Source organism: Rhizobium sp. 01T437, assembly GCF_056398505.1.
The window spans coordinates 147,111-173,816 of the sequence record NZ_JBFTPM010000007.1 but is presented as its reverse complement, the minus strand read 5'-3'; the positions used below and the strand labels follow the sequence as shown (position 1 = coordinate 173,816).

At 61.3% G+C, this 26,706-nt stretch carries 28 protein-coding genes and 1 riboswitch; of the genes, 13 read left to right on the top strand and 15 right to left on the bottom strand.

Annotation, left to right across the window (positions count from 1 at the left end; translation table 11 throughout):
• Window positions 1-39: 39 nt before the first annotated feature.
• On the bottom strand, window positions 40-486 hold the full coding sequence (locus AC1DM5_RS16835) for a winged helix-turn-helix transcriptional regulator (RefSeq protein WP_477822005.1): 447 nt from the start codon (window positions 484-486) through the stop codon (window positions 40-42).
• 119 nt (window positions 487-605) lie between these two features.
• On the opposite strand from AC1DM5_RS16835, the gene AC1DM5_RS16830 reads away from it, so the two are divergent.
• On the top strand, window positions 606-1,493 hold the full coding sequence (locus AC1DM5_RS16830) for an SDR family oxidoreductase (protein WP_477822006.1): 888 nt from the start codon (window positions 606-608) through the stop codon (window positions 1,491-1,493).
• Between the two features lie 151 nt (window positions 1,494-1,644).
• Here AC1DM5_RS16830 and AC1DM5_RS16825 read toward each other — a convergent pair whose 3' ends face one another.
• The gene (locus tag AC1DM5_RS16825) at window positions 1,645-2,397 is read right to left on the bottom strand and encodes a pyridoxine 5'-phosphate synthase (RefSeq protein WP_477822007.1); all 753 of its coding nucleotides are present in this window, start codon (window positions 2,395-2,397) and stop codon (window positions 1,645-1,647) included.
• 447 nt (window positions 2,398-2,844) lie between these two features.
• On the opposite strand from AC1DM5_RS16825, the gene AC1DM5_RS16820 reads away from it, so the two are divergent.
• Window positions 2,845-3,537 (top strand): MerR family transcriptional regulator, encoded by a 693-nt coding sequence (locus AC1DM5_RS16820; protein ID WP_007817771.1) that lies wholly within the window; start codon window positions 2,845-2,847, stop codon window positions 3,535-3,537.
• A 68-nt stretch (window positions 3,538-3,605) separates the two neighbouring features.
• On the opposite strand, the gene AC1DM5_RS16815 is transcribed toward AC1DM5_RS16820, so the two are convergent.
• Entirely contained in the window at window positions 3,606-4,733 is a 1,128-nt protein-coding gene (locus tag AC1DM5_RS16815; protein WP_477822067.1) for an ATP-dependent DNA helicase, read from the bottom strand.
• A gap of 59 nt (window positions 4,734-4,792) precedes the next feature.
• On the bottom strand, window positions 4,793-6,100 hold the full coding sequence (locus AC1DM5_RS16810) for a bifunctional folylpolyglutamate synthase/dihydrofolate synthase (protein WP_477975300.1): 1,308 nt from the start codon (window positions 6,098-6,100) through the stop codon (window positions 4,793-4,795).
• Window positions 6,101-6,126: 26 nt separating this feature from the next.
• Window positions 6,127-6,207, bottom strand: a riboswitch (ZMP/ZTP riboswitch).
• Window positions 6,208-6,379: 172 nt separating this feature from the next.
• Here AC1DM5_RS16810 and AC1DM5_RS16805 point away from each other — a divergent pair.
• From AC1DM5_RS16805 to AC1DM5_RS16790, 4 genes are all read left to right on the top strand, one after another.
• A complete protein-coding gene (locus AC1DM5_RS16805) occupies window positions 6,380-7,411 on the top strand; it encodes a sensor domain-containing diguanylate cyclase (protein ID WP_477975298.1) in 1,032 nt (343 codons plus the stop codon).
• Between the two features lie 91 nt (window positions 7,412-7,502).
• Window positions 7,503-7,883, top strand: coding sequence for a COG4315 family predicted lipoprotein (locus AC1DM5_RS16800; RefSeq protein WP_477822010.1), 381 nt, complete (start codon window positions 7,503-7,505; stop codon window positions 7,881-7,883).
• Between the two features lie 10 nt (window positions 7,884-7,893).
• Window positions 7,894-8,409 carry an RNA polymerase sigma factor gene (locus tag AC1DM5_RS16795; protein ID WP_477822011.1) on the top strand — a complete coding sequence of 172 codons (516 nt, stop codon included), beginning with the start codon at window positions 7,894-7,896 and terminating at the stop codon, window positions 8,407-8,409.
• Entirely contained in the window at window positions 8,406-9,188 is a 783-nt protein-coding gene (locus AC1DM5_RS16790) for an anti-sigma factor family protein (protein ID WP_477822012.1), read from the top strand. Before AC1DM5_RS16795 ends, AC1DM5_RS16790 begins: the two co-directional genes overlap by 4 nt.
• A 122-nt stretch (window positions 9,189-9,310) precedes the next feature.
• On the opposite strand, the gene AC1DM5_RS16785 is transcribed toward AC1DM5_RS16790, so the two are convergent.
• The 4 genes from AC1DM5_RS16785 to nthA form a co-directional block, all read right to left on the bottom strand.
• Complete coding sequence (locus AC1DM5_RS16785) at window positions 9,311-9,865, bottom strand: hypothetical protein (protein ID WP_477822013.1); 555 nt, start codon at window positions 9,863-9,865, stop codon at window positions 9,311-9,313.
• A 184-nt stretch (window positions 9,866-10,049) separates the two neighbouring features.
• Window positions 10,050-10,421: a nitrile hydratase accessory protein gene (locus AC1DM5_RS16780; RefSeq protein ID WP_477822014.1), complete on the bottom strand. Its 372-nt coding sequence runs from the start codon at window positions 10,419-10,421 to the stop codon at window positions 10,050-10,052.
• Entirely contained in the window at window positions 10,408-11,067 is a 660-nt protein-coding gene (nthB, locus tag AC1DM5_RS16775; protein WP_477822015.1) for a nitrile hydratase subunit beta, read from the bottom strand. The genes AC1DM5_RS16780 and nthB overlap by 14 nt, the downstream gene beginning before the upstream one ends.
• Window positions 11,064-11,759, bottom strand: coding sequence for a nitrile hydratase subunit alpha (nthA, locus tag AC1DM5_RS16770; protein WP_477975296.1), 696 nt, complete (start codon window positions 11,757-11,759; stop codon window positions 11,064-11,066). Before nthA ends, nthB begins: the two co-directional genes overlap by 4 nt.
• A gap of 255 nt (window positions 11,760-12,014) precedes the next feature.
• Between nthA and AC1DM5_RS16765 the strand changes: the two genes are divergently transcribed.
• The 3 genes from AC1DM5_RS16765 (at window position 12,015) to AC1DM5_RS16755 (ending at window position 14,560) form a co-directional block, all read left to right on the top strand.
• On the top strand, window positions 12,015-12,707 hold the full coding sequence (locus AC1DM5_RS16765) for a hypothetical protein (RefSeq protein ID WP_477822017.1): 693 nt from the start codon (window positions 12,015-12,017) through the stop codon (window positions 12,705-12,707).
• Between the two features lie 99 nt (window positions 12,708-12,806).
• Entirely contained in the window at window positions 12,807-14,090 is a 1,284-nt protein-coding gene (locus AC1DM5_RS16760; RefSeq protein WP_477975294.1) for an SDR family oxidoreductase, read from the top strand.
• Window positions 14,090-14,560: a DUF2269 family protein gene (locus tag AC1DM5_RS16755; RefSeq protein ID WP_477822019.1), complete on the top strand. Its 471-nt coding sequence runs from the start codon at window positions 14,090-14,092 to the stop codon at window positions 14,558-14,560. The genes AC1DM5_RS16760 and AC1DM5_RS16755 overlap by 1 nt, the downstream gene beginning before the upstream one ends.
• Here AC1DM5_RS16755 and AC1DM5_RS16750 read toward each other — a convergent pair.
• Entirely contained in the window at window positions 14,552-15,145 is a 594-nt protein-coding gene (locus tag AC1DM5_RS16750; protein WP_037099475.1) for a LysE family translocator, read from the bottom strand. The genes AC1DM5_RS16755 and AC1DM5_RS16750 overlap by 9 nt on opposite strands.
• 151 nt (window positions 15,146-15,296) lie before the next feature.
• Between AC1DM5_RS16750 and AC1DM5_RS16745 the strand changes: the two genes are divergently transcribed.
• Both AC1DM5_RS16745 and AC1DM5_RS16740 read left to right on the top strand, forming a co-directional pair.
• The gene (locus tag AC1DM5_RS16745; RefSeq protein ID WP_477822020.1) at window positions 15,297-16,142 is read left to right on the top strand and encodes an aldo/keto reductase; all 846 of its coding nucleotides are present in this window, start codon (window positions 15,297-15,299) and stop codon (window positions 16,140-16,142) included.
• 52 nt (window positions 16,143-16,194) lie between these two features.
• Entirely contained in the window at window positions 16,195-17,289 is a 1,095-nt protein-coding gene (locus AC1DM5_RS16740) for a class I SAM-dependent methyltransferase (protein ID WP_477822021.1), read from the top strand.
• Between the two features lie 81 nt (window positions 17,290-17,370).
• Here AC1DM5_RS16740 and ilvN read toward each other — a convergent pair whose 3' ends face one another.
• Entirely contained in the window at window positions 17,371-17,943 is a 573-nt protein-coding gene (gene ilvN / locus AC1DM5_RS16735; RefSeq protein WP_113323364.1) for an acetolactate synthase small subunit, read from the bottom strand.
• 26 nt (window positions 17,944-17,969) lie between these two features.
• A complete protein-coding gene (locus AC1DM5_RS16730; RefSeq protein WP_477822022.1) occupies window positions 17,970-19,763 on the bottom strand; it encodes an acetolactate synthase 3 large subunit in 1,794 nt (597 codons plus the stop codon).
• Window positions 19,764-20,105: 342 nt separating this feature from the next.
• On the opposite strand from AC1DM5_RS16730, the gene AC1DM5_RS16725 reads away from it, so the two are divergent.
• Window positions 20,106-22,136 (top strand): ATP-binding protein, encoded by a 2,031-nt coding sequence (locus AC1DM5_RS16725; RefSeq protein WP_477975292.1) that lies wholly within the window; start codon window positions 20,106-20,108, stop codon window positions 22,134-22,136.
• Window positions 22,137-22,145: 9 nt separating this feature from the next.
• On the opposite strand, the gene AC1DM5_RS16720 is transcribed toward AC1DM5_RS16725, so the two are convergent.
• Together AC1DM5_RS16720 and miaA are read right to left on the bottom strand one after the other, a co-directional pair.
• The gene (locus tag AC1DM5_RS16720) at window positions 22,146-22,694 is read right to left on the bottom strand and encodes a histidine phosphatase family protein (RefSeq protein ID WP_477822024.1); all 549 of its coding nucleotides are present in this window, start codon (window positions 22,692-22,694) and stop codon (window positions 22,146-22,148) included.
• A gap of 12 nt (window positions 22,695-22,706) precedes the next feature.
• Window positions 22,707-23,600 (bottom strand): tRNA (adenosine(37)-N6)-dimethylallyltransferase MiaA, encoded by an 894-nt coding sequence (gene miaA / locus AC1DM5_RS16715; RefSeq protein WP_477822025.1) that lies wholly within the window; start codon window positions 23,598-23,600, stop codon window positions 22,707-22,709.
• Here miaA and serB point away from each other — a divergent pair.
• Complete coding sequence (gene serB, locus AC1DM5_RS16710) at window positions 23,599-24,489, top strand: phosphoserine phosphatase SerB (RefSeq protein WP_477822026.1); 891 nt, start codon at window positions 23,599-23,601, stop codon at window positions 24,487-24,489. The two genes, miaA and serB, sit on opposite strands and share 2 nt — an antisense overlap.
• Before the next feature lie 173 nt (window positions 24,490-24,662).
• Here serB and AC1DM5_RS16705 read toward each other — a convergent pair whose 3' ends face one another.
• Entirely contained in the window at window positions 24,663-26,408 is a 1,746-nt protein-coding gene (locus tag AC1DM5_RS16705) for a Do family serine endopeptidase (protein ID WP_477822027.1), read from the bottom strand.
• A 103-nt stretch (window positions 26,409-26,511) separates the two neighbouring features.
• Window positions 26,512-26,697: a DUF2065 domain-containing protein gene (locus AC1DM5_RS16700; RefSeq protein ID WP_477822028.1), complete on the bottom strand. Its 186-nt coding sequence runs from the start codon at window positions 26,695-26,697 to the stop codon at window positions 26,512-26,514.
• Window positions 26,698-26,706: the final 9 nt, after the last annotated feature.

The window sequence follows — 26,706 nt, the reverse complement described above, 5'->3', positions numbered from 1 at the left end:
AGCAAAAGTGTGCAGCAGTTTTGCGTCCGGAATTGCGCTCTATACAGCGTCTGCGTCGAACCGCAGTCGTGCCGCGCGAACATCGTCATGGTTCGCCTCAGCCCAGTTTAGAAGCTGCGACAGCACCGTGTAGAGCGAGCGGCCGAGATCGGTCATCCGGTATTCCACGCTTGGCGGCTTCGTCGGAAAAACCTCCCGCTCGATATAGCCGTCCCGCTGCAGGTCGCGCAGCGACTGGGTCAGCATGCGCTGGGAAATATCCGGGATCATGCGGCGCAGCTCGCCGAAGCGATAGGGCTGCTTGGCAAGCGCCTCCAGAAGCAGCGTCGACCATTTGCCGCCGATCTGCTGCATCATGTCCCTGACCGGGCAATTGGTGAAATCCAGGCTGGCAAGGTCGATCTCGCGCCGCGCGCCGCCCGGCCCATCGGCCGGTCCTTTTGATTGGCGCGCTCTGGCTTTCAGATTGACGATTGTTCCTGCCATGAGGTGGTTCCCTTTTGGTAACGAAGTCCCGAAAAACTGCCTTCTTTACAGCCCTCGGTCAATTCCTATTCTAGTGTTACTCTCTTTTTGAGACCACCTGTCAACCACTAGAGGATATCATGAGCGAAACCATTCTCGTCACCGGCGCTGCAGGCCAGCTCGGCCAGCTTGTCGTCTATCACCTGATCGAAAGCTACAAGGTCGCCCCGGCAAACATCATCGCCGCGACCCGCAGCCCGGAAAAGCTCGCAAGCCTCGCCGCCAAGGGTGTTGTCACCCGCAAGGCGGATTTCGATGACGCCGCCGGCCTCGAAGCCGCTTTTGCCGGCGTCGATCGCCTGCTGATCATCAGCACCGATGCGCTCGACACACCCGGCAAGCGCCTGGTTCAGCACAAGGCCGCAGTCGCCGCTGCCATCAAGGCCAAGGTGAAGCATATCACCTACACCTCCATGCCGGCTCCGGATGATTCGCTTGTCACCTTCGCGCCCGACCATCTCGGCACTGAAAACGCCATCAAGGACAGCGGTATCCCCTACACGATCGTGCGCGACGCCTGGTATCACGACAACTACATGCACAGCATGCCGCACAATCTGCAGACCGGAAAATGGTTCACTTCGGCCGGTGACGGCAAGATCTCGACCATCTCGCGTGACGATTGCGCGCTCGCCATCGCCTCGGTGCTGGCAGCCGGCATCTCTGCCAGCGCCACCTACACGGTGACCGGCAAGCAGTCGCTGACGCCGAAGGAAATTGCCGCGATCGCCACCGAAGCCACCGGTAAGCCGCTGGACGTCGTTGATGTCACCGACGAGCAACTCGGCCAGGGCATCCGCGGCGCCGGCCTGCCGGGCTTCGTTGCCGACATGCTGGTTTCCGCCGATGCCAATACGCGCGCCGGCAAGTTCGATATCGTCACCGACGATTTCACCAAGCTGACAGGCAAGCAGCCGCAGTCGCTGAAGGATTACTTCGTCGCCAACAAGGCCACGCTCACCGCCTGATCCGGCCTACAGCATCGGCCCTAAAATCGGAATCGATTTTCGGAAAGCCCGATGCGTAGATTCAAAGAGTTAGAGCGTCCTTTGTGCGTCCGAATCGACGCATGGCGCTCTAAGGCTCGCCCCCGCATCCACCGAGGGCGGGCCTCTTCTTTCAGATCTTCTGGCCGCAGGCCCGGCAGAAGCGGCGCACCGTTTCCGCCATGCCATGTTCCAGCGCATCCGCCGTCAGCCCGTGGCCGATCGAGACTTCCGCGAGAGCGGGAATGCGCTTCACCAGCGCGGGAAGATTTTCCACCGTCAGATCATGGCCGCCATTGACGGCAAGGCCGAGCGCGAGTGCGGCATCCGCCGTCTTGCCGAGCCCTTCGAGGATCGGCCCCACCCTTTCAGGCGCATCATAGCAGCCGCCATAGGGGCCGGTGTAAAGCTCGATCCGGTCGGCGCCCGTCGCTTTCGCAGCCTTCACCGCCTCCGCATCGCCATCTCCATCGGCAAACAGCGAAACACGGAATCCCGTCTTCTTCAGCCGCGCCACGACATCGGTCAGGAACGCCTGATGCTTGCTGAAATCCCAGCCGTGATCGGAGGTCGCCTGTGAGGGATCATCAGGCACCAGCGTCACCTGCTCCGGCTGGGCCTGGGCGCAAAGCTCCAGGAACTCCTCGGTTGGATAGCCCTCGATATTGAATTCGGCTTCCGGAAACTCGTCGTCGATCAGATTGCGGATCACGGGCAGATCGGAAAAGCGGATATGCCGCTGGTCCGGCCGCGGATGCACGGTCAGCCCTGAGGCACCGGCGGCAAGCGCGATGCGACCGAGCCCTTCCACGCTTGGCCAGGGCAGATCGCGCCGGTTGCGCAGCATGGCGATGGCATTGAGGTTCACGGAGAGTTTGGCGGGCATGGCAATATCCGTCTGGGATGGCGACTGGTCCTGCTTTTAAGGCAAGCCGCCCGCGAACGCCAATGAGATTCGCGCATGCATTCATGCCTGGCCTTGATGGTCGCGCGCACCATGACGATCGACATCAGGGGCGTACCGAAAACAGTAATTCCCGTTCCCTTCGAAGATCATTCGTCAGCGATGGCGAACAGTGTGGTACAATTACACCACACACCAAGCAAGAGGTGGATTGAGATGTCGCAACATTGCTATCCCATTTAAAAACGGTTATTTTTAGCACTTACAAAAGAACCCGTCCGCGCATAATGTGGGCGCTACGTAACGAGTAAGTACGCCGAGTACTGCTTCTTCCAACGATAAGAACGCTAGAGGAAAACCCCGCTCGCCGCGCTCCGGAAGCAAATGGCAAAGCCGCATGAGGTGCAACTATCTGCCCCAGGAGGGTTCATGCCAGACGGTTCCAAACGTTTGTTTGCTGCCGCCGGTATTGCTTCGGAGGCCCGGTCAAAATACCGGTTCCTGCCTTCGGCCGCTTTGCCGCCGGATATCCCACAAGGTCCCGTTCCGATCGCCGACATGGCGAACGCTTTCGGCGTCACGCACAGGACACTGCATTTCTACGAAGAGAAGGGCCTGATTTCCGCAAACCGCATCGGCCTGATGCGCGTTTACGATCAGGATGATGTCATGCGCATGGCGGTCATCACCGTCTGCCGCGAAACCGGCATGCCGATCGCCGTCATCCAGGAATTGATGGACGTGTTGCGCAGCGCAGCCTCCCAGGAAGAAGCCGAGTCGATCTTCCGCGAGGCCCTCTCCCAGCGCAAGCGCGAGCTGACGGCCGAAATGTCGACTTTGCACCGGCAGCTGCAGCAGGTGAGCGACCTTCTCGATTACGACAGCAGCCTCGACCTGCCGCCGATCAACGACAACAGGGATCCGGCGAGCCTGACCGATCAGGAGCGCCAATGCCTGGAGCTGATGGCTGAGGGATATTCGACGCAGCGCATCGCCCGCGCCCTCGACCTCAGGCATGAGGAAACGCGCGCGCTGGAAGCCGACATCATCATGAAATTCCAAGCCAACAACCGCTTTCAGGCGATCGCCAAGGCGGTTCTCCTCGGCATCGTGCAGGCCTGATCACTGGGCAGCGGCCGCCACCGCATCCCTGTAGGAGCACAAACGCCAGTTTCCAGCGGACGCCAATCTTAGCGAACGATCGTCAGCGTCTCTGCTGCGCGTGTAATCGCGGTGTAAAGCCAGCGCTCGCGCGTATCGCGGAAGGCCCAGCTTTCGTCGAACAATACGACATTGTTCCACTGCGAACCCTGCGCCTTGTGCACCGTCAGCGCATAGCCGTAATCGAATTCGTCATAGCGCTTGCGTGTGTTCCAGGGGATCTCGCCTTCCACATTCTCGAAGGCTTGCTTCAGAAGCTTGATCTTCGCAGCCCCCCGATCCATGTCGTCATCTTCGGGGCGGACCAGCAGGTTGATGCCCGGCTTCGTCGTTTCCTTGGATGAGGTCATGACCTGCCAGAGCGAGCCGTTGAGCAGGCCCTTTGCCGGGTCGTTGCGCAGGCAGACCAGCTTATCGCCGGTCTGCGGATGTTCGGTCGTAAAACCCTTGAGTTCCCGCAGGCGCTGGTTATAGCGCCGCCGCGTCTTGTTTGTGCCGACGAGCACCTGATCGGCATCCATGACCAGCGGCTGCGTCACCTCGTTCTTCGAGATCACCTGCGCCTTGCCGTAGTCGCCATACATGATCTCGTTGCCCTCACGCACCTGCATGGCGAGCTTGATGATCGGATTGTCGCGCGCCTGCCGATGAATATCGGTGAGCAGGTAGTCTGGGTCCTGATTGGTGAAGTAGCCGCCGCCGGTGACCGGCGGCAGCTGACCGGGGTCACCGAGCACGAGGATCGGCGTGCCGAAGCTCATCAGGTCCTTGCCAAGCGCTTCGTCCACCATCGAGCATTCGTCGACGATGATCAGTGCCGCCTTGGCGACCGGGCTCTGGCGGTTGATGGAAAACATCGGCGCGATCGAGGTCTTGCCGGTTTCCTCGTCCTCCACCTCTTCCTCGCCGCGCGGCCGGTAGATCAGCGAATGAATGGTCTTGGCATTCGATGCCCCGCGCGAGCGCAGCACCTGCGCCGCCTTGCCGGTGAAGGCGGCAAACAGCACGTCGCCATCGACATGCTCGGCAAAATGCTTGGCAAGCGTCGTCTTGCCCGTGCCGGCATAGCCGAACAGACGGAAGAGCGGCGACCTGCCCTCCTTCAGCCAGTTCGAAACGGCTTTCAGGGCTTCATCCTGTTGTGGGGCGAATTGCATGGAAGCGACTTGGCAGGATTCGCCCGGCATAGGCAAGGCGGAATTTTCCTTGAAGCGACCTAGCTCTTCGCAGCCTCGCTGATGACCCGCTCGCGCAGCAAGCCAACGAGATAGAGCGATCCCGTCAGGATCACCCAGGTGCTGGAGGCGGCTGCCCGTTCGAGCGCCTTTTCATAGGCCGCCTGCGGATCCTCGATCACCTCGCTCGCGAGACCGATCTGACCGGCAAGCGTCTGCAATTCGGCAGGCGAGCGGAAACGATTGGAAACCGAGGTGAAGATCGGCGAGACGCCGTAGCTGCCCATCACCTCGAGAAGCCCGGCAGCATCCTTGTCTGTCGCGATCGCCACGACCGCAATGCCCGGCCCGGCAAATCCTTCCATACCGGAGAGATCGTCGAGCACTGCTTCGAGATTGAACGGCACATGTGCCCCGTCGAGCGCAACGGCAACGCCCCTGCCCGCAACAGGCCCAGAGACAGGCACGATGAAACGCTCCAGCCGCCCCGGCAGCTGCGATTCCCGCTCGGCCTCTGCATCGATCAGCCATCCGCCGACCGCATTGCCGTCGCGCGCCTTGACGCCAAGTTCACCGAGTACATCGAGCGCGGCCCCCGCGACTGCGACATTGCGCCCGGCAATCGTCGACGCTCCGGAAAAATCCGGACGGATCAGACGCGCATCGATCTCTGCTGCCCGCCTGGCAATCACGGCACCCGCTTCATCATCCGCATCGAGCGGCGTAACGACGGTCGAGCGCGGCTTGATGATGCCGGCCTTTTCGAAGGCAATGGCCGCCCGTGTCTTGCCCAATATCTCCGTATGTTCGAGACCGATATTGGTGATGATGGAAACGTCGCTGTCGACGATATTGGTCGAATCGAGCCGGCCTCCGAGCCCCGTCTCGATCACGGCCCATTGAACGCCCGCATCGCGGAAAATCAGGAAACCGGCCGCTGTCAGTATGTCGAACCATGTTGCAGCTTCCGCTGCCGTCCCTTCCGCCCTTGCGGCCTTGAGAGCATCGAGCCCCAGGAAAAGCGCCTCGGCGAGCACAGCCTCCTCGACCGGTTGGCCATTCAGGCTGACACGCTCGGAAATATGCTCCACATGCGGCGAGGCATAGCGCCCGACGGAAATGCCGGCATGGCGCAAGCCTGCTTCTAGCAGCGCCGAGGTCGAACTCTTGCCCTTGGTGCCCGCCACATGGATCGAGCGGAAAGCGCGGTGCGGATTGCCGAGACGGGCTGAGAGGTCGAGGATCGGCTCCAGCCCGACGCGCATTTCGCCGCGCGGACGCTGTTCCCAGTTGGTGAGCTGATCAAGTTGCGAAAGGGCTTCGATAAGGCGGGGATTTTCTATCTGCATGGGCATGGCACAGGTTACAGGAGTTATTTTGGTGCCCAGGCGAGCGGCATCGGCAACCTGCGCTTCCCGATGGTTCTCCATCTGTCTCGCCAGTCACGCAGGCCGGCCGACACTAGAACCTTTCCGCTGCCCTGCCTAGCCTCGCAAGCGTCATCATCACGGCTCCGCAGCGACGCCGCCTGCGGCAACTGCCAGTTAACGCTGGTGAATTTTAGCTCTTGCGGAGATTGGCAAGAGCGCCACTTTAGCTCCTGTCTATGACAAGAGGCGGAGATTCGAATGGGACAGACTGTCCGAATTCCGGTCAACGAACCGCAGAGACTGCTTGCCGTGCGCTCGCTAAGCGCCATCAGCAGCAGCCCGACGCCGGAGCTTGCGGCACTTGCCGAGCTCGCCAAGAATGCATTCGCAATGCCCTATGCCGCCGTCAACATCGTCGACGAGGACTGGCTGCGTATTGCCGGCGAAGCGGGCATGCAGCTTTCGGAATGCCCGCGCGACCTTTCCTTCTGCACCCGTGTCGTCTTCGCAAACGACATGGTCGTCGTTCCTGATCTTGAACAGGATGCGGAGCTCAATGCCGCGCCTTATGTGACAGGCCCRCCGCATTTCCGTTTTTATGCCGGCGCACCGCTGGAACTGGAAAACGAMCTGGTCATCGGCGCCTTCTGCATCCTCGATCAGAAGCCGCGCCTCTTCACCGAAAAAGAGGCGGCCAATCTTCGCCGTTTCGCCCGTGTCGCGAGCGCGCTTCTGCGGCTGCAGAAGGCGAATTTCGTCATGGGCCTTGCCGAAAGTAGTCTGCGCACTGCGGCCATGACCGATCCGCTGACCGGCTTCCTCAACCGCGCCGCACTTGATGCCATTGTCGACCGCGCGCTGGAATCAGCCCTTGCCTCCGGCCAGACCTTCGGCGCTCTCTATCTCGACATGGACGGCTTCAAGTCGATCAACGATACGCTCGGCCACCATATCGGCGACGAAGTGCTGCGGGAGGCGGCAAACCGCATTCGTTCGGTCATCCGCTCCGGCGATATCGTCGTGCGCATGGGCGGCGATGAATTTGCGATCTTCGTACCGAACCCGCCGAACACAGAAGCGCTGGTCTCCGTCTCCGAACGCCTGCTCTCGGCTTTCCGCAGCCCCTTCACCATCGAGGGAAATATTATCCGCGCGCGCCTGAGTATCGGTGCAGCACTCGCCCCGCAAGGTGGCCGCCGCCGCCGCGAACTGCTGCGCAACGTCGATGGCGCCCTCTATAGCGCCAAGGCTGCCGGACGGGACTGCTATGTGGTTTTCAATCCGAACTGACGTTTGAAAAAGAACCGGGAATAAAACGGACACCCGCCGTGTCTCATCTCCGGTATCGCAAAAATGCGTGCCCAACCCGAGGAGAGAGACCATGAAGTCCGTGAAATTCCTGTCCGTGCTGGCAGTCGTTGCTGCCACCGCCACTGCAGCCTTCGCCGCCCCCGCGGTCACCGCCGTTGAAACGACCAAGGGCAAGGTTCTTGCCGGTGAAAAGGGCATGACGCTCTACACCTACAAGAAGGACGAAAAGGGTGTCACGAATTGCTACGACAAGTGCGCCACCAACTGGCCGCCCTTCCTCGCCGCTAGCGGCGCCAAGGCCGAAGGTGCATACTCGCTCGTCGAACGCAAGGATGGAAAGAAGCAGTGGGCCAAGGACGGCATGCCGCTCTATTACTGGGCGAAGGACATGAAGTCCGGCGATATCACCGGCGACGGCGTCGGCGGTGTCTGGGACCTCGCAAAGCCCTGATGAGGCAAGTGTGAAGACGCCCCCACCCGATACGTTCGAGGGCCAGATCCTGGCCCTCCTTCCCTCGCTCCGGCGCTATTCCCGCAGCCTCACCCGCTCGGATGCCGAAGGCGAGGATCTGCTTCAGGATTGCGTGGAAAAGGTTCTGGCCCGGCGCGGCCAGTGGCGCGGCATCAACCTGCGCGGCTGGGTGCTGACGACGATGACCAACCTCTACCGCAACACCCGCCGCGCAAGCCCCCGCGACCGGCTGGTCGAACTCGATGCCGCCGAAGAACTCGCCGTTCCGGAGGCGCAAGCCGATCCGCTGGAGCGCCTGCGGCTGGAACAGGCTCTCGACAGTCTGTCGGAAGACTACCGCTCCGTGCTGATGCTCGTCGTCATCGAAGGCTACAGCTATCATGAAGTGGCAACCATGCTGGACATCCCGATCGGCACCGTCATGTCGCGCCTGTCGCGCGCACGCCAGCGCATGAGCGACCATATGAAAGCCGATAATGTGATTACGCTTCGGAGACCGAAATGAACGAGACCAACCCCACCGTCACCGAAGCGGACCTGCACGCCTTTGCCGACGGGCAATTGCCTGAAGCCGCCCGCGCCCGCGTGGAAGCCTACCTCGTCGAAAACCCCGAGGAGGCCGCCATGGTCGCCGGCTGGCAGGCGCAGAATGCCGGCATCAAGTCCCTGTTTTCAGGCTATGAGAAGAGCCGCGACACCGATCTCCGGATGGTGGCACCTGCTGACACTGTCTCCGCCTGGAAGACACGCTCTGCCCTTGCCGCTGCCGCCGTCATGCTCTTCGCGCTTGGCGCGGTCAGCGATCGCTTCATCCCGCCGCTCTTCCAACCCCCGCCGCTGCAGCTGGCCGAATCCGAGACCCTGCCGAAGCAGGCGGAGACCGCCTTCCTCGTCTATGCCGGTGAAGTGCGCCACCCGGTCGAAGTCTTCGCCAATGAGGAAGCGCATCTGGCGACCTGGCTCGGCAAGCGGCTGGCAATCCCCGATCTCAAGGTGCCGGACCTCAAACCCCTCGGCTTCCACCTTGTCGGCGGCCGCCTGCTGCCTGTCGATAACAGGCCGGGCGCCATGTTCATGTACGAGGACCAGGGCGGCGAACGCCTCACCGTCATCGTCGGCCGCAACAAGGAAAACAGGACGACAAGCTTCCGCTTCGCCTCAGCCAAGGATGTCGAGACTTTTTACTGGATCGACGGTGAACTCGGCTATGCGGTAACGGGCGAAATCTCCCGCGACATGCTGCGCAAGGTGGCCGAGGAATGTTACCGGCAGTTCCCGTCCTAGAGCAATTTCAGCAAGAGCGCATAGCGGTTTTGCGTCCGGAATTACGTCAAAACAAAGTGTTTCCGTGATTCGAAGAAAAACGGAAATACTCTAAAACGGGAACTGCAGCGCAAGCTATTCGATCAGGCCGACACGACGCGGTAGCGGCCGATTTCATCCTGCTGGAGGATGGAACCGCCTTCAGCGCCCTCGGCGAGCTGCTTCTTCAAAGCCTGTGTGACCTTGTCGTTCTTATCAGGGTCATCAGCGCTGTTGATCAGGTCTTCCAGCGTGATGCCGAGCTTCAGGCCGAGATCACTCTCGATCTTCGCAATGGCCCGCTGTCCGTCCGGCTTGCTCTTGAGATCTGAAAAAGCCTTTTTCGTCGCGGCGACGAACTCGTCCATCGATGCATAGTCGCTCTTTTTCACACCCAATGCATCGCCTGCGCGGTCGATCAGATCGAGTTTCATCTGCGTAACGCTTCGATCGTTCACACTGAACAGGGATTCCGAAATCTTGGATTGTGCCGCCGTCGGCTGCGGGGTCACGCCGGATGTCTGCTTGGCCGGCTGGCCATGAGCGATCGCAACCAGATTGTCGCCATCCGTCTTCTTGGCGTCAGTGGAATTAACAGGGGAAACACTCTGCTGAAGGATCAGCAACGCGGCTTGATTGGTCGATGAAATCGAAGTCATGCATGGTCCTCGACCGCACCTGTTCGACCGTCATGGGAACAATGCGTAGGTTTGACCGGGCGTCATGCCTGAGTGTGAATAGACTGGGTTTGCGATGACATTATCGCGATGATTCGTTGTGTAAATATAAAACTTCAGCGTGTGCCCGTCGATAAATCTCATCGACAGTGTCAGGGCCGTGATCTCACCGCAGCGGATCGTTGGTAAGCTCGATCGGCTTGCCATGCGGCGTCGCCTCCGCCGCCCGCTGCCAGCTCTTCTGCAGCTTGAGAATGACAGAAGCATCCGCAACGCCCCGGCTGATAAGCATTTCGGAAAGGGCAGCCACCCAGCAGTCAAAATAATCGCTGCCATCCTGCGCCCGGCCGTGCCTTTGCAATTCCTTCGACAGGACCTCCGCCCATTCACCCCAGGCAAACAGCCCCTTCTCGTGCAGATGCACGGTCATGGCAAAAGCTTCCGCCGCCCAGGGTTCGGGGAAAACCGGATCACCCTCCGGCGACTTCGGCAGGCCCGGCGACTGCGCCAGTTGAGACGGGATCTCACACACGCTCAAGATAGCTCTCCCAGGCATCGATGGAGACCGTCAGCGACGGATCCGCGCCCTCGCCCCAGATCTCACCACCATCGAAGACGACGGTATAGAGCCATTGCGGATTCTCGCCTTTGCCATGCGCGTTGTCATCGGGAAAGACGAAGGAGCCCTGCACCGCCTCGATCACGCCCGTCTTGGCGCGCGCATAACGCGGCAGCCGCGTATGGGTCGCCGGATTGAAATTCTTCGTCTTCACCGTTTCGCCGACGAGAAAGAGCGGCGCGGTCTCGACCGGCCGGTCGCAGGGAGCGCCCTTGGCGAGCACCCCTGATACCATCTCCGCCTTCAGCACCCGCTTCGGCACGGTGCCATCCTGCAGCTTGTGGCCGGACAGCAGCTCCTCGCGGCTCGCAAAGCCGTGGCGCTCCAGGAGCATGCCGATGCCGCGGATCCAGATTTCGTAATAGCTCGCTGAGAGATAATCAGCCGGCGGAATGCTTTCGCGCGCATGCCGGCTCTCGTCGATCGTCCAGGCGCCGAAAGCGCCGCAGGAAAGTGTGATGCCGAGCGCCCGCTTCTCCCATTCGGCATGGAAATAGGGTTCGTTCGTTTCGGGCGCGACGGGGCCGAAGCCCATCTGGCCTCCGAGATCGTGCGGGCCGTTCACGCCGGCACCTTTGTGCCGGCAGCCGTCGCCTCCGGGTTGCCGGCAGCCGAGACCTTCGGGCTGCCAGCAATGGCCGTTCCGATCATCGCATCACGGCTGACAAGATCGGCAAGCGCCTCCTCGTCCATGCCTTCGGTCCCCTCTGGCCGCTCGGGAATGACGAGATAACGCAGCTCCGCCGTCGAATCCCAGACGCGGACCTTCTTGCTCTCAAGCAGCGTCACCCCGAATTCCGCAAGCACGCCGCGCGGATCTATGACCGCGCGTGAGCGATAGGCCGGCGCCTTGTACCAGACAGGCGGCAGGCCGAGCACCGACCACGGATAGCAGGAGCAGAGCGTGCAGACGATGAGGTTATGCGTGTCTGATGTATTGAAGACGGCGCGCATATGCTCGCCCTGCCGGCCGGTGTAACCGAGGCTCGCAATCGCCTCCGTCGCATCGCGCTTCAGCCATTCGGCGAAGTCCGGATCGCTCCAGGCTTTCGCAACGACACGTGCACCATTGCGCGGCCCGACCTTCGTCTCATAGGTCTCAACGACCGCATCGATCGCCGCCGGATCGATCAGCCCCTTCTCCGTCAGCAGCGTTTCCAGCGCTTTCACGCGCGCCTGCATGTCCGAATAGTGGTTGTCGTGGTCATGATCATGATGATCGTGGTCATGATCTGCGTGGTCGTCTCTGTGCCGCATGGCGCTCTCCAGGGTAGAGCGCTCGATCTTATGCGCCGATCGGAGGGCCGCCAAGCGTATTTCTCGTCAAGAAGTGCCCCAATGAATGCCATCGGCAAGGACTGAAGGGAAAGCTAATTAAGCAATTACTTATTTTTCGCCGCCATCCTAACCAAACGTTAATGGCTTCATCTCAACATTGCACACATGAAAGTTCCGACATTCGGCCGCAGCACCAAACCGCCCGCGCCTCCGTCCGCCCCTCCGCGAGAGGAGATGGAGAGCCTTGCGCACAGCTCGGCCTCTGCCGATTCGCGCCGGCGCGAGACCGAAGATACCGTGCAGAGCCCGGGGCTGGTTGCACGCGCCCTGCTCGACCACCTGATTCAGGAAATGGCGACGGACGGCAATGTTCATTCGATCGATCTGTTCGCAGCCCTGGGATCGGTTGGCGGTTTTTCATGCGTCCTCACCGCCTTTGATATCGCTTCCGCCGGACAGCTCAGCGACGACGCTGATCTCATCGCCATGGAAACTGAGGATGGCTCCCGCTATTATACCGGCAATCTGCCGAACGCCTTCCTTCTGGAAAGCCATGATTCCCTGCTCAACCTGACATACGGCGCGGCAAGAAGGTCCGGTGCTGTGATCTCGCAAGAGATGGCGATGGAAGCGCTTCGTTACGTGGTCTCAACCATCGGACATCCGCAGTTCGGAATACCGCGATTGATGGATGAACACCGTCCAGGCGATACGCCCCTTGCCTACGTTCGCCGCCTGTGGCCGAAGTTGGCCGATGCTCTCGATCGAAATATCGTGCCCATCAGCAGGCGACCTTTCGCGATCGGCCTGGCGTTGGAGCTTGCCTTCTACCAGGTCAGGCCGCCGCTCGACCCGTCGCTGGCGGCGCGGATCGTCACCGAATGCGCTATTCCCATGGCGAAACTCGATCCTCGCCTTATCGCTTGAGCTATCCGGCATGAAAGCGAGGCAGTTTCTTGCGAGCGATACGCGGGCGTTACACGGCCGCCCCCTGCTCGATATGCCGTTTTTCGGTAGTCTCTCATTATGAACATCCTGATTCTCGGTGCCACAGGCTTCATCGGCTCGGCGATCGCAGCACGGTTGCTTGCGGACGGCTACACAGTGACCGGGCTTGCCCGCAATCCCGACCGGACACGGGTTCGCCGGCCCGCTATCCGCTGGATCCGGGCCGATCTGGAGAAGATGACCAATGTGGCCGACTGGGCCTCCGTGCTGGAAGGCCAGCACGTAGTCGTCAACAGTGCCGGCGCCCTCCAGGACGGTCTTTCAGACAATCTCGCAGCCACCCAGCAACGCGCAATGATCGCGCTCCAGCAAGCGGCGCGACCAGCCGGCGTGACACTCATCGTCCAGATTTCGGCCCGAACCGACGGCGCCGGCAGCCACTTGCCCTTCCTCACCACCAAGCGTGCTGCCGATACAGCGCTTGCGGCATCCGGCCTGCCTTACGTGATCCTGCGCCCATCCCTCGTGCTCGGCCGCAACGCCCATGGCGGCACCGCACTTCTGCGCGCGCTCGCATCCTCCCCGCTTGCGCTGCCGCTCATCCATGCCGACAGCCCGGTCGAGACCGTCGCCGCCGAAGATGTCGCCTCTGCCGTCTCGGCCGCGATCTCCGGCGCACTCCCCTCCGGCAGCGATATCGAACTCGCCGCCGAGGAACGGCACACGCTCGCAAGCCTCGTCAAACTGCACCGTGCCTGGCTCGGCCTGCCGGATGCGCCTGTCATCTCCATCCCGCCGGCAATCGCACGGCCGATCTCATGGCTTGCCGATATTGCTGGCTATCTGGGCTGGCGCTCGCCGCTACGCTCTACCGCCATGACCGTCATGTCCGAGGGTGTGCGCATGGACGGCCCCACGCCCTCGGGTCTGCCGACACTCTCGGCTGCGGAGACGCTTGCCGCCCATCCCTCCGGCGTTCAGGACCTATGGTTTGCCCGCCTCTATCTCCTGAAGGCGCCGGTCATTGCCGGGCTGTCGCTCTTCTGGCTGATATCAGGACTCATCCCGCTTCTGGCGCCAGAACGGGCGAGCGCCCATTTCCTGCCCTTCATGCCCGCGGGTGCTGCGGTCACAGTGACAGTCCTCACCTGCCTGATCGATATCGCGCTCGGCGCCGCTGTGCTCTTCCGGCCCCTCGCCCGCCGCGCCCTTCTCGGCACACTCGTCGTCTCCCTTGCCTATCTCGCCGGCGGCACTGTTCTGGAGCACGCGCTCTGGCTCGATCCGCTTGGGCCGCTCGTCAAGGTCCTGCCATCGCTGCTGCTGACGCTTGCAGCACTCGCCATCCTGGACGAACGCTGATGCTCGCACAGCTGCTGCTTCTCGCCCATGTTGTCGGCGCAACTGTGCTCTTCGGCACCGGGGCCGGCATCGCCTTCTTCATGGTGATGGCCCATCGCACCAGTAACCCTGTCCTGATCGCCCATGTCGCCGGCACCGTCGTGATCGCCGATACGGTCTTTACGGCCACAGCCGCCATCCTCCAGCCGGTGACAGGTTATCTTCTCGCCCGCATCATCGGCTGGGATCTGACGGAAAGCTGGATTGCGCTGTCGCTGGTGCTTTACGTCGTGACCGGCATCTTCTGGCTGCCGGTCGTCTGGATCCAGATCCGGTTGCGCAATCTCGCCCGCGCAGCAGCCGCCTCGGGCACTGCCCTGCCGCCGGCCTATTTCAGCCTCTACCGCGTCTGGTTCGCCTTCGGCTTTCCGGCCTTCTTCGCGGTAACAGGCATTCTCTTGTTAATGCTATCAAAGCCGACGCTATTTTAGCATCGGCCACAGGCTGAGCACGAGCAGCACTGCCATGGTGATGTTGAACCATTTCAGCCGTACCGGATCGGACAGCCACTCCCGAAGCGCCGAGCCGAAGCCCGCCCAGGTGGAAACGGAGGGCACATTGACTGCCGCAAAGGCAAGGCCGACAAGCAGCACGCTGATCAGATAAAGCTCCGGATTCGTATAGGTCGCCATCGCCGTCACCGCCATCACCCAGGCCTTGGGATTGACCCACTGAAAGGCAGCAGCGCCAAGGAAGGACATCGGCTTCACGCCGCTCTTGCCTTCGCTCAGCGACCGCGACGTCGCTATCTTCCAGGCGATCCAGACGAGATAGGCCCCGCCCGCAAACTTCAGCGCGATATAGACCGCCGGCACCGTGTGCAGCAGCGCCCCGAGCCCCAGGCCAACGCCAAGCAGCAGCGACAGGAAACCCGCCCCGATGCCGAACATATGCGGGATGGTTCGACGGAAGCCGAAATTCACGCCCGAGGCAAACAGCATCATATTGTTCGGCCCCGGCGTGATCGAGGTCGTGAAGGCAAAAAGCAGCAGAGCCAGAAACGTATCCAGCGGCATGAAACCCTCCCAATCCGCACAGGTTCATAGCAAGGCGGCTTGTTGAAATTAGGTCAGCATAACTGCCCTAAACCACTGTCACCATAACATGATTGTCATGGTGACAGGATTACCTGATAGTCTGCCAATCTCTCAAAGGACGAGAACTGTCATGGACGACCCGATCCCCACCATCACCTTCCCCGATGGCACCGAAGTGCCGGCGCTCGGCCAGGGCACCTGGGGCATGGGCGAGGATGCCGGCCATGCGAAGGAAGAGATCGCAAGCCTCAAGGCCGGCCTAGACCTCGGCATGACGATGATCGATACCGCCGAAATGTATGGCGACGGCGGCGCCGAAGAAATCGTCGGACAGGCGATCAAGGGCCGGCGTGACGAGACCTTCATCGTCAGCAAGGTCTATCCCTGGAATGCCAGCCGCACCGGCACGATCACCGCCTGCGAAAGCAGCCTCGAACGCCTCGGCACCGACCGCATCGACCTCTATCTGCTGCATTGGCGCGGCAATTATCCGCTCGCTGAAACCGTCGAAGCCTTCGAGACGCTGAAAGCGGCCGGCAAGATCCGTGCCTGGGGCGTCTCCAACTTCGATACCGACGATATGGAGGAGCTGTTCTCCGTTCCCGGCGGTCGTAACGTCGCCGCCAATCAGGTGCTCTACAATCTCGCCCGCCGCGGCATCGAGTATGATCTCCTGCCCTGGTGCCAGAGCCGCAACATTCCGATCATGGCCTATTCGCCGATCGAACAGGGCCGCATCCTGCACCACCCCGACCTGATCCATATCGCCAAGGCCTATCAGGCAACACCGGCTCAGCTGGCTCTCGCCTTCCTGCTCGAACGCGACGGCGTCTTCGTCATTCCCAAGACTTCGAATATCGAGCGCGCCCGCGAAAACCGCGACTGCGTCTCCCTCGATATCACCGACGAGGACTGGGAAGCCCTCGACGCCGCCTTCCCGCCGCCATCAAAGAAAACGCCGTTGGAGATGCTCTGACCCCCTGCAGCGCAGGGGATTTGGCTCGCCATGCAGGGGAAAGCCTGATAATTTGGGCAACACCAAGCGAGGCAATCCCATGCCAGGTGGTCCAACGCGAAATGATTTGGCGGCTATGCAAGGGAGCGGTTTCTACAACCGCCATTCCGCCATGCAGGCCACCGGTATTGCTGCTCTGCTTTCCCTGTGGGAAGCTGCATGCCGGACAGTGGACATTCGCGAAAGTCCTGTGACCATCGTCGACTATGGCTGTTCCCAGGGCCGAAATTCGATGCTCCCCATGCGAAAGGCGATTGAGTTTTTGCGCTTGAGTGCGGGGGCGACCCTTCCCATCGAAGTCATCCACACCGACCTTCCGTCCAACGATTTCTCGTCTCTGTTCGAAGGCCTAATTGCAGACCCCGATAGCTACATGACGGGAACCGCCGATGTTTTCCCTCTGGCGATCGGCAAATCATATTTCGCGTCGTTGCTCCCACCTGGCCGAGTGCACCTTGGCTGGTCGACCTGGGCGTTGCAGTGGATGAGCACCAACGAAATCGATGCGCCGGATCATATCCTCGCGGGAATGAGCAGGTCACCGGCTGTCGCCGCTGCAGTCGCGGCGCAGCAAGCGCGCGATTGGGAGTGCTTTCTGACGCAACGGTCACGAGAGATGCGACCAGGCGCGAAACTCGTGGCCGGATTCACGGCGCGCGCCGAAGCCGACACGGGCTGGGAATGGCTGCTCGGCGAACTATGGTCGGCAATCGGAGACATGAGAAAAGACGGCTTGCTGTCGCAACGAGAGCAGGAGCAAATTACGATACCAATCGGCCTTCGATCCCTGGAGGATATTCAGGCTCCTTTCAGACAATCCGGATGTTTCGCTGAATTGGTGTTGGAACACCTCGACCTGGTGAAAGTCAGAGATCCGTTCTGGCCGGAATTCGATAGCAGCGGCGACAGAGTGGCGTTCGCCAAACATCATGCGAACATGACGCGGGCATGGAGTGGCCCGACGATCGCCAGCGTCACGCCACGCGCCCTCGAACCGACCACGTTTATCGATGAGCTGTTTGCTCGATTTGAGCAGCGCTTGACGGAAGATCCGAAACCTCACGAACCTTACATGGCGGCCGTGGTATTATCGAAGAAAAATCGGTGAATCCATTGTCGCGTCGATGAACTGCCCGAGTAGTGTATCACCTGCCCGGGCTGTAATCTTTACATGCCCGGGCTGTAATCTTTACATGCCCTGCCCGCCGCGGTTCATCGCGGCAATGCCGGTGCGGCAGACTTCGATGAGGCCGAGCGGTTTCATGATCGCGATGAACTGGTCGATCTTGGAGGACTTACCGGTGATCTCCAGGATGAAGTGATCGATCGTCGCATCCACCACCTTGGCGTGGAAAGCATCGGCAAGGCGCAGCGTCTCCGCGCGGGTCTCGCCATTGCCAATCACCTTCAGCAGCGCCACTTCCCGCTCGATCGGCCGGTCCTGGCCGAGTTCGCGGGCGCGCACCGTCAGGTCCACCACGCGATGGACAGGCACGATGCGTTCGAGCTGCGCCTTGATCTGCTCCAGCACGTGCGGCGTGCCGCGGGTGACGATGGTGATCCGCGACAGATGCGCCGCATGCTCCGTTTCCGAAACCGTCAGGCTTTCGATGTTGTAGCCGCGGCCGGAAAACAGGCCGATGACGCGGGCGAGAACGCCCGGTTCGTTATCGACCAGCACGGAGAGCGTATGGCTCTCGACGGCTGCCGTTTCCGGAGAGATGAAGTAGGCAGAGCCGGTGGGTTGAAGGTGTGCGTTCATGATCCTGGGTTCCTACCTATCTATTGTTATACTAGCTGACGGCCCTTGGCGTCGATCGCATTGGCGACCGCTTCATCCGTGGCTTCGTCCGGCAGCAGCATTTCATTGTGGGCCTTGCCCGAGGGGATCATCGGGAAGCAGTTGGCGAGATTGGCAACGCGGCAATCGAAGATGACCGGCTTCTTGACGTCAATCATCTCCTGGATCGTCGCATCGAGATCATCAGGCTTCTCGCAGCGCAGGCCAACCGCGCCATAGGCCTCGGCGAGCTTCACGAAATCAGGCATCGCTTCCGTATAGGAATTGGACAGGCGGTTGCCATGCAGCAGCTGCTGCCACTGGCGCACCATGCCCATGTACTGGTTGTTCATGATGAAGATCTTGATCGGCGCATTGTGCTGGATCGCCGCCGACATTTCCTGGATGCACATCTGGATCGACGCATCGCCGGCAATATCGATAACGAGGCTTTCCGGATGGGCGATCTGCACGCCAAGCGCTGCCGGCAGGCCGTAGCCCATCGTGCCCAAGCCGCCCGAGGTCATCCAGCGGTTCGGCTGTTCGAAGCCGAAGAACTGAGCTGCCCACATCTGATGCTGGCCGACTTCGGTCGTGATGTAGGTGTCGCGATCCTTGGTCAGCGCGAAGAGACGCTCCAGCGCATATTGCGGCATGATCACGTCCTTGCTCATCGTATAAGCGAAGGAATTGCGTGCACGCCAGCGGGCGATATCGCCCCACCATGCATCGAGGCGGCTCTTCTCCGGCTTCTTCGGCAGCGCCCGCCACAGGCGGATCATGTCTTCCAGGATATTACCGACATCGCCGCGGATGCCGATGTCGACACGAACGTTCTTGTTGATCGAAGATGGATCGATATCGATATGGATCTTCTTGGAATTCGGCGAGAAGGCATTCAGGCGGCCGGTAATGCGGTCGTCGAAGCGCGCACCGATGCAGACCATGACGTCGCAATCATGCATCGCCATGTTGGCCTCGTAGGAGCCGTGCATGCCGAGCATCTTCAGCCAGTTCTTGCCGGAAGCCGGATAGGCACCGAGGCCCATCAGCGTCGAAGTGATCGGGAAATCTGTCAATTCGACCAGCTCGCGCAGCATACGGGAGGCTTCCGGGCCGGAATTGATGACGCCGCCGCCCGTATAGAAGACCGGCTTGCGGGCGTTGGCCATCAACTCGATCGCCGCCTGGATCTGGTTCAGGTCACCCTGGATTTTCGGCTGGTAGCTCTTCTGGATGGCATGATCGGCCGGCGGCGTGTAGGTGCCGGTGGCAAACTGCACGTCCTTCGGGATATCGACGACAACGGGGCCCGGACGGCCCGACTGGGCAATACGGAAGGCCTCATGGATGACGGCGGCGAGCTCGTTGACATCCTTGACCAGCCAGTTGTGCTTGGTGCAGGGGCGCGTGATGCCGACAGTATCGCATTCCTGGAAGGCGTCCGAACCGATCAGCGGCGTCGGAACCTGGCCGGAGAGGCAGACGAGCGGAATGGAATCCATCAGCGCATCCTGCAGCGGCGTGACGGCATTGGTGGCACCGGGGCCTGACGTGACCAGCATGACGCCGACCTTGCCGGTGGAGCGGGCATAACCTTCGGCCGCATGGCCGGCCCCCTGCTCGTGGCGCACGAGGATGTGCTTGATATCCTCCTGCTGGAAGATCTCGTCATAGATCGGCAGGACGGCACCGCCGGGATAGCCGAAGATGTGCTCGACACCATTGTCCTTCAGCGCGCGGAGAACGATTTCCGCTCCCGTCATCCTGTTGTCTGCCGCTTGATTGTCCGTGCTCGCCATGTGTCTGTTCCGTTTGATGCTGGAGATCTGAGGTTTGTGGCCGGAAGCCCTGATTTCGGGCATAAAAAAAGGCCCCTAAGGAGCCTTCGTCTTGCGCATGGGTGGCTATCGCCGGATGGTTACACCATCCTGCCCATGCGCTTTCCCACCACGATAAGAACGTTCGAAATTGTCATGGGCGGAAGTGATAGACAGAAAATTTCGCAGCGTCAACGCATTCCGCAATAAAAAATCCGCAGCCGGTCAACTGCGCAAACCGTCCAATGGACCGTCCAATTCTGGGGCTGAAGGATTTATTAAAGGATCGATTCTATCCTGCTCTTTAATGCAGGGAGTAACCCTTTGCTCAATAACGACATGAGAACGTCCAGCCGGGCGGGCGAACAGGACCGTCGTGATAGCCTAACACCGGGGAATCGATTTCTCGGGCGTGTCGTTGCGTGCAGCGGGTCTCGCGCCACCATCGCCGCCGTAGCGGAAGCCGGCGGCACCGATCTCACCGAGTTATGGTCCGTTGGCCGGCTGATCTCCATCACCGTCGGCCGCAATCGTGTCGTCGCCCTCGTCTTCTCCATGAATACCGGCAACCAGGGCTGGGGCGAAGGCCAGGACAATGTCTTCCGCATCGAGACCGAACTGCTTGGCGAAGTTCGTGTCGATGAAGACGGCCGCGAGGAATTCTCGACCGGCATTTCCCAATATCCCTATCTCGGCGCCGTCGCTCACCGCATCCGCGCCGCCGACCTGATACGCATCTACGATGCCGGCAAGGGCGCCACCGCCGTCATCGGCAACCTGACGCAGGATGAAAGCATCGACGCGGCGATCCATGTCCCCTCGATGCTGTCGAAGCATTTCGCCGTCGTCGGATCCACCGGCGTCGGCAAGTCGACCGCCGTCTCGCTGCTCTTGCACAAGGCGATCGAGGCCGATCCGAAGCTGCGCGTACTGATCCTCGATCCGCATAATGAATTTGCCGCCGCCTTCCCGAAACACGCCGTCACCATCGACACCGACACGCTCGACCTGCCCTTCTGGCTGATGCGGCTCGAGGAATTCGCTGAAGTTGTCTTCCGCGGCCGCCCGCCGGTGCCCGAAGAGCTCGACATGCTGCGCGATATTCTGCCGGAGGCCAAACGCGCCTTTCGCGGCAGCGACAGTTCGCTGGTGCGCCGCCAGACGGAAAAGAGCTCGATCACCGCCGACACTCCGGTGCCCTATCGCATCGCCGATCTGCTCGCCCTCATCGACGAGCGCATCGGCAGGCTGGAAGGTCGCGCCGAAAAGCCCTTCCTGCGCTCGTTGAAGATGCGCATCATCGCCGCGATCAACGATCCGCGCTACCATTTCATGTTCTCCAGCAACACGATTAGCGACACGATCACGGAGACCATCGCGCAGATCTTCCGCATCCCCGGCGACAACAGACCGATCTGCACCTTCCAGCTCGCCGGCATCCCCTCCGAGGTCGTCAACTCCGTTGCCTCGGTACTCTGCCGCATGGCCTTCGAAATCGCGCTCTGGAGCGAAGGCGCCATTCACATGCTGGTCGTTTGCGAAGAAGCGCACCGCTATATACCCTCGGACCCGAACCTCGGCTTTGTCCCGACGCGGCAGGCGATTGCCCGCATCGCCAAGGAAGGCCGCAAATACGGCGTCTCGCTCGGCATCATCACCCAGCGCCCCGGCGAACTCGACCAGACGATCCTGTCGCAGTGCTCGACGCTCTTTGCCATGCGCCTTGCCAACGACCGCGACCAGGAAATCATCCGCTCGGCAATCCCCAATTCCTCGATCTCGACGACGAGCTTCATTTCCTCGATCGGCAACGGAGAGGCGATCGCCTTCGGTGAGGCGATCCGGGTGCCGATGCGCATGCGCTTCTTGCGCGTCGACGAAACCCTGCTGCCGAAGGCCCATAGCGCCACCAGCAAACATGCGGAGGAAGACCCTGACACCGTCGACCTGCGCCGCATCGTCACCCGCATGCGGGCGATCACATCAGGCCCCGATATCTCCACCTTCCAGCAGAACTACAGTGCAGCGATAGCGGATTACGAGTCGGAAGAGGATTTCATCGACGAAACCGCCGACCAGCCCTATGCCACTCCATCAGCAGCACAGACGCCGCTTGAACCCTATCGCTCCGGACTGCTGCCGCAAAGCCGCGCGCAACATCCCGAGCCCCCGCCGCTCTCGCCGCAGACCTCGATCGACGCACGCCTGGAAGCGCTGCGCCGCGAAATGCGTCGCGACGAGCAGCCGAGGCCGGCCTTCGGCGAACAGACGTCAGCGCCGCGCCGCGAGGGCGGAATGTCGCTGCGCGAAAGCATCCTGAAGAAACCGCTGAGCAGCCTTTACGATAAGGACTGAGCCGTCAGCTCAGTGGAAATAGGAGATCGCCTCGATCCGCATGGTCTCGTCTTCGACCGCCAGTTTTATGACTGTTGGCATGGTGAGGAGCTTCCATAATTCATAACCAGACGTTCCAGTCAGATTCCCAAGGAAGCTGCAGAGAATGCGGCCGTGAGAAACGACGGTGCATCGCGTCGCTCCGTCCAGCCGCGAGACGATCTGACTGAGACCAGTTCTGAATCTCGCTGCCGTTTCGGCATGGGAATCGCCCCAGACCTGGTTTTCCCGATCGGCAAAATAGCGCTCGACCGACATCGCGAAATCGTCGCTTGATATCCACGCCGCTTTGTTGGCTCGATGCTCACGAAATTCCTCAATAGCGGTCACCGGCAGGTGCGTCAGCTGTCTTGCCGTCTGCAACGCCTTCGATTCAGGACTGCTGAAGACCAGTTCGGGCAACATGCCTTTGAGAGATGCAGCCACTGCACGGCCAGCATCGGTCAACTCCCAGGAGGCGGGAGGGCGCTCCGGATCGGGCATCGTCTCTGCATGGCGAACAAGATAAATTTCACGCATCGCTAGAACGCCTCAAGTCAACCGCTCCCAGCTTTCATCCATCTGATTACGGAACCAGGTCATCTGCCGCTTGGCATATTGCCGTGTGGCGGCGGCCCCGCGCTCGATCACCTCGGCACGGCTTATCTCACCACGCAGCATCGCCGCGATCTGCGACACGCCGATCGCCTTCATGACCGGCATTTCCGGGGGAAGATCAAGCGCGAGTAGCGCCCTCACCTCGTCTTCCGCCCCCTGCTCCAGCATTTTCTCGAAACGTCCGTTGATACGCTGGTGCAGCACGGCGCGATCCGGCAGCACGACGATCTTGCGCGCCGTGTCGGGATCGACGACGACGGGCCCCGCCTGCCCCTGGAATTCCGCAATCGACTGGCCCGTCGCCTCCAAAACCTCAAGCGCCCGCACGATCCTCTGCCCGTCCTGCACGTTCAGGCCTTCGGCCATGGCGGGATCAACCTTCGCAAGCTCCGCATACAGACCCTCCGGCCCCTCATCCAGAAGCCGTGCGCGCAGCCGCTGCCTTACCTCCTCGGGAATGACGGGCATTTCCGACAACCCGCCCGTCAGCGCCTTGAAATAAAGCCCGGTGCCGCCGACGAAGACCGGCAGCTTTCCTTCGGTGTGGATGCGCGGCAGAAGCGCCGTCACGTCCCGCAGCCAGGAACCGGTCGAATAGGCCTGCGCGGCCGGCACATGGCCGTAGAGATGATGCGGCACACCATCCATATCCTCTTCGGAGGGTCGCGCCGTCAGCACTCGCAGCGTGTCATAGACCTGCATGCTGTCGGCATTGATCACCACGCCGCCATGCTCTTTGGCCAATTCCACTGCGAGCGCGGACTTGCCGCTGGCAGTCGGCCCGGTTATCAGGATCGCATTCACAGCGCTCAGAAGGTTTTCCATCATGGCCCTCGTTGCCACGCTTGTTGCCAATCCGTCAAACCCCGTTCTTTCGCCTGAGATCGCCGAGCGCGCTTCAGACGCCGTCAAGGCATCCGGGCTCTACTGGCTGGCCGATGGCATTGCCTGCGATATCGTGCTCGCAGACGGCTCTGACGGGCAGGCGGCCGAGGCCAATCTGCTCGCCGTCATCGCCAACACCCCGATCGACCTCGTCATCCAGGAGCAAGAAACCCGCCGCAAGAAGCTGCTGATCGCCGATATGGATTCGACCATGATCGGCCAGGAATGCATCGACGAACTCGCCGCCGAAGTCGGCCTCAAGGAAAAGGTCGCCGCCATCACCGCCCGCGCCATGAACGGCGAGATCGCCTTCGAGCCGGCGTTGCGCGAACGCGTCGCCCTCCTGAAGGGCTTGCCGATCTCGGTTGTCGACGAAGTGATCGCAAAGCGCATTACGCTTACCCCGGGCGGCCCCGAACTGATCGCTACCATGAAGTCGAAAGGCTATTATACCGCCCTCGTCTCCGGCGGTTTCACGGTCTTCACCAGCCGCATCGCAGCCACCCTCGGCTTCGACGAAAACCGCGCCAATCTCCTGCTTGAGGAAGACGGCCTCCTCTCCGGCCACGTCGCGGAGCCCATTCTCGGCAAGCAGGCCAAGGTCGATGCCCTGAACGACATCGCCGCCCGCCTCGGCATTTCCCCCGAAGACGCCATTGCCGTCGGGGACGGCGCCAACGATCTCGGCATGCTGCATCTGGCCGGCTCCGGCGTCGCCCTCCACGCCAAACCGGCTGTCGCTGCCGAAGCCGACATGCAGATCAACCACGGCGACCTGACGGCGCTGCTCTATATCCAGGGCTACCGGAAGACGGATTTTGTGACGATGTGAGCCTGACGAGGCATCGCTGAAGGCGGAAAGGAGCGGCATGACCGCTCCTTTTTTGTTTCGGGAGGGCACATCCTCCACCACCCTCACTTGCTTGCCGCAGGAATGAGGGAGAGTTTGTAGAGCGCCGCGATCGACTAAGAGCGCCCGTTACTTCTGCCGTTACACGACAGCCCTCACTCCATCGGCACTGCGACAAACCGCAGGTCGCCATTCGCTGCAGCGACCATCATCTGCGCATTGCGCCGGCCTTCCTGCTTCAGCGTCTGCACCTTGGTGGCAACCGCATCCGGCGACTTCATGAATTCCTGCGCGACTTCGACGATCACGTCGCCGGGCTTCAAGCCCTTTTCGGCGGCGGCCGAACCCGGCGCAACCTCGGTCACGACGACACCATCGACGCTTTCGGCAATGCCGAAGGCTTTGCGGGTCTCTGGGCTGAGCAGCGAGAGTGAAAGACCGAGCACATGCTTCGGAGCAGCCTGACCGGGCGTTGCCTGATCCTGGCCCTGACTCTGGCTTTGCCCTTGTCCCTGCCCCTGTTGCTGCGGGTCCTGGCCGTCAGGTGCGGCCTGCCCCTGATTACCGCCCTGATCCGGTTCGTCCATATCGTTGTTTTCACCGGGATCGGGATTGATGACACCGTCATCCGTCGAATTGTCGTTGGCGGCGGCCTGGTCGCTATCCTCGAGACGACCGAGCGTTACCTTGACGGTCTGCTCCTTGCCGTCACGCAGCACCACCACATCGACCTCTTTGCCGACGGGGCTTTCGGCCACCACGCGCGGTAGGTCGCGCATCTCGCTGACGACCTTGCCGTCGAATTTCAGGATCACGTCGCCGGCCTTGATCGAGCCGTCATCGACCGGCCCGCCCTTGATGACGCCAGCGACCAGCGCGCCCTTGGCGGTGTCGAGCCCGAGACTGTCGGCCACTTCGTCAGTGACAGGCTGGATGCGCACGCCGAGCCAGCCGCGCCGCGTCTCGCCATATTCGCGAAGCTGGTCGACCACGCCGGAGGCAAGCTCCGACGGCACTGAGAAACCGATGCCGATCGAGCCGCCCGACGGGGAGATGATCGCCGTATTGATGCCGATCACTTCGCCCTTCATGTTGAAGAGCGGACCACCCGAATTACCCTTGTTGATGGCCGCATCCGTCTGGATGAAATTGTCATAGGGGCCGGCATTGATGTTGCGGCCGCGGCCCGAAATGATGCCGACCGTCACCGATCCGCCGAAGCCGAACGGGTTGCCGATTGCCATCACCCAGTCGCCGATGCGCATGACGCTGGAATCGCCAAACTTGACGGATTTCAGCGGCTGTTTCGGCTCCACCTTCAACACCGAAAGGTCGGTCTTAGTGTCCGTACCGATCAGCTTGGCCTTCAGCTTGGAGCCATTGGCGAAATTGATCTCGATGTCATCGGCGCCCTCGATCACGTGATTGTTGGTGACGATATAGCCGGTGGGATCGATAACAAAGCCGGAGCCGAGCGAGCTGACATTGTGGTTGGGCCCGCGATTGCCCTGCTGCTTGTTGAAGAAATCGTTGAAGAATTCCTGGAAGGGCGAGCCGTCTGGCGCGCGCGGCGCCGGGCCTGCGCCCTCGTCATCCTTCACATTCTGCGAGGTCGAAATATTGACCACGGCATCGAGCAGTCCCTCGGCGAGATCGGCGACCGAAGCCGGTCCATTGCCCGGAGCCGTCATCTGCATGGGCGGAGCGGCGGGCGCCACCGCGGCCGGGGAAATCGGCGCAGGTTGAGGGGCCGCAGGGGCCGGTGCTGCCTGTTCAGGTGTCGCTGGTGCGGGGGCGGTTTGCGCATGCGCAACACCGCTTGCGCCGACATTTGCCAGAAGGGCGGTGCCGGCCAGCAGCGCGAGCGTTCGTCTGAAGGGCGAGCGAGTCGTGGGGGCCATCAAGCTTCCTCGTCTGGGGTAAAGGCGCACATACAGCACCAGCATAAGGCGGAATGATGGAGGGCGAAATCACCTTTTCGCGAAATCCACGTGCGAATGTGATCTAGCCTCGCAAAAGCCAGACACAGCCGACGCCGAGGGCTATCGCTGCAAGCCCGAAGACCCTGAGTTGCCGCTCCGGAACGATGGGGAGCAGCTTCGCCATCTCGATAAGAAAACGAGGGGCCAGTGCGTAGACCAGCCCCTCGATGATAAGGAAGAATGCAAGTCCGGTCAGGAGGTCCTGCATTCAGTCTGT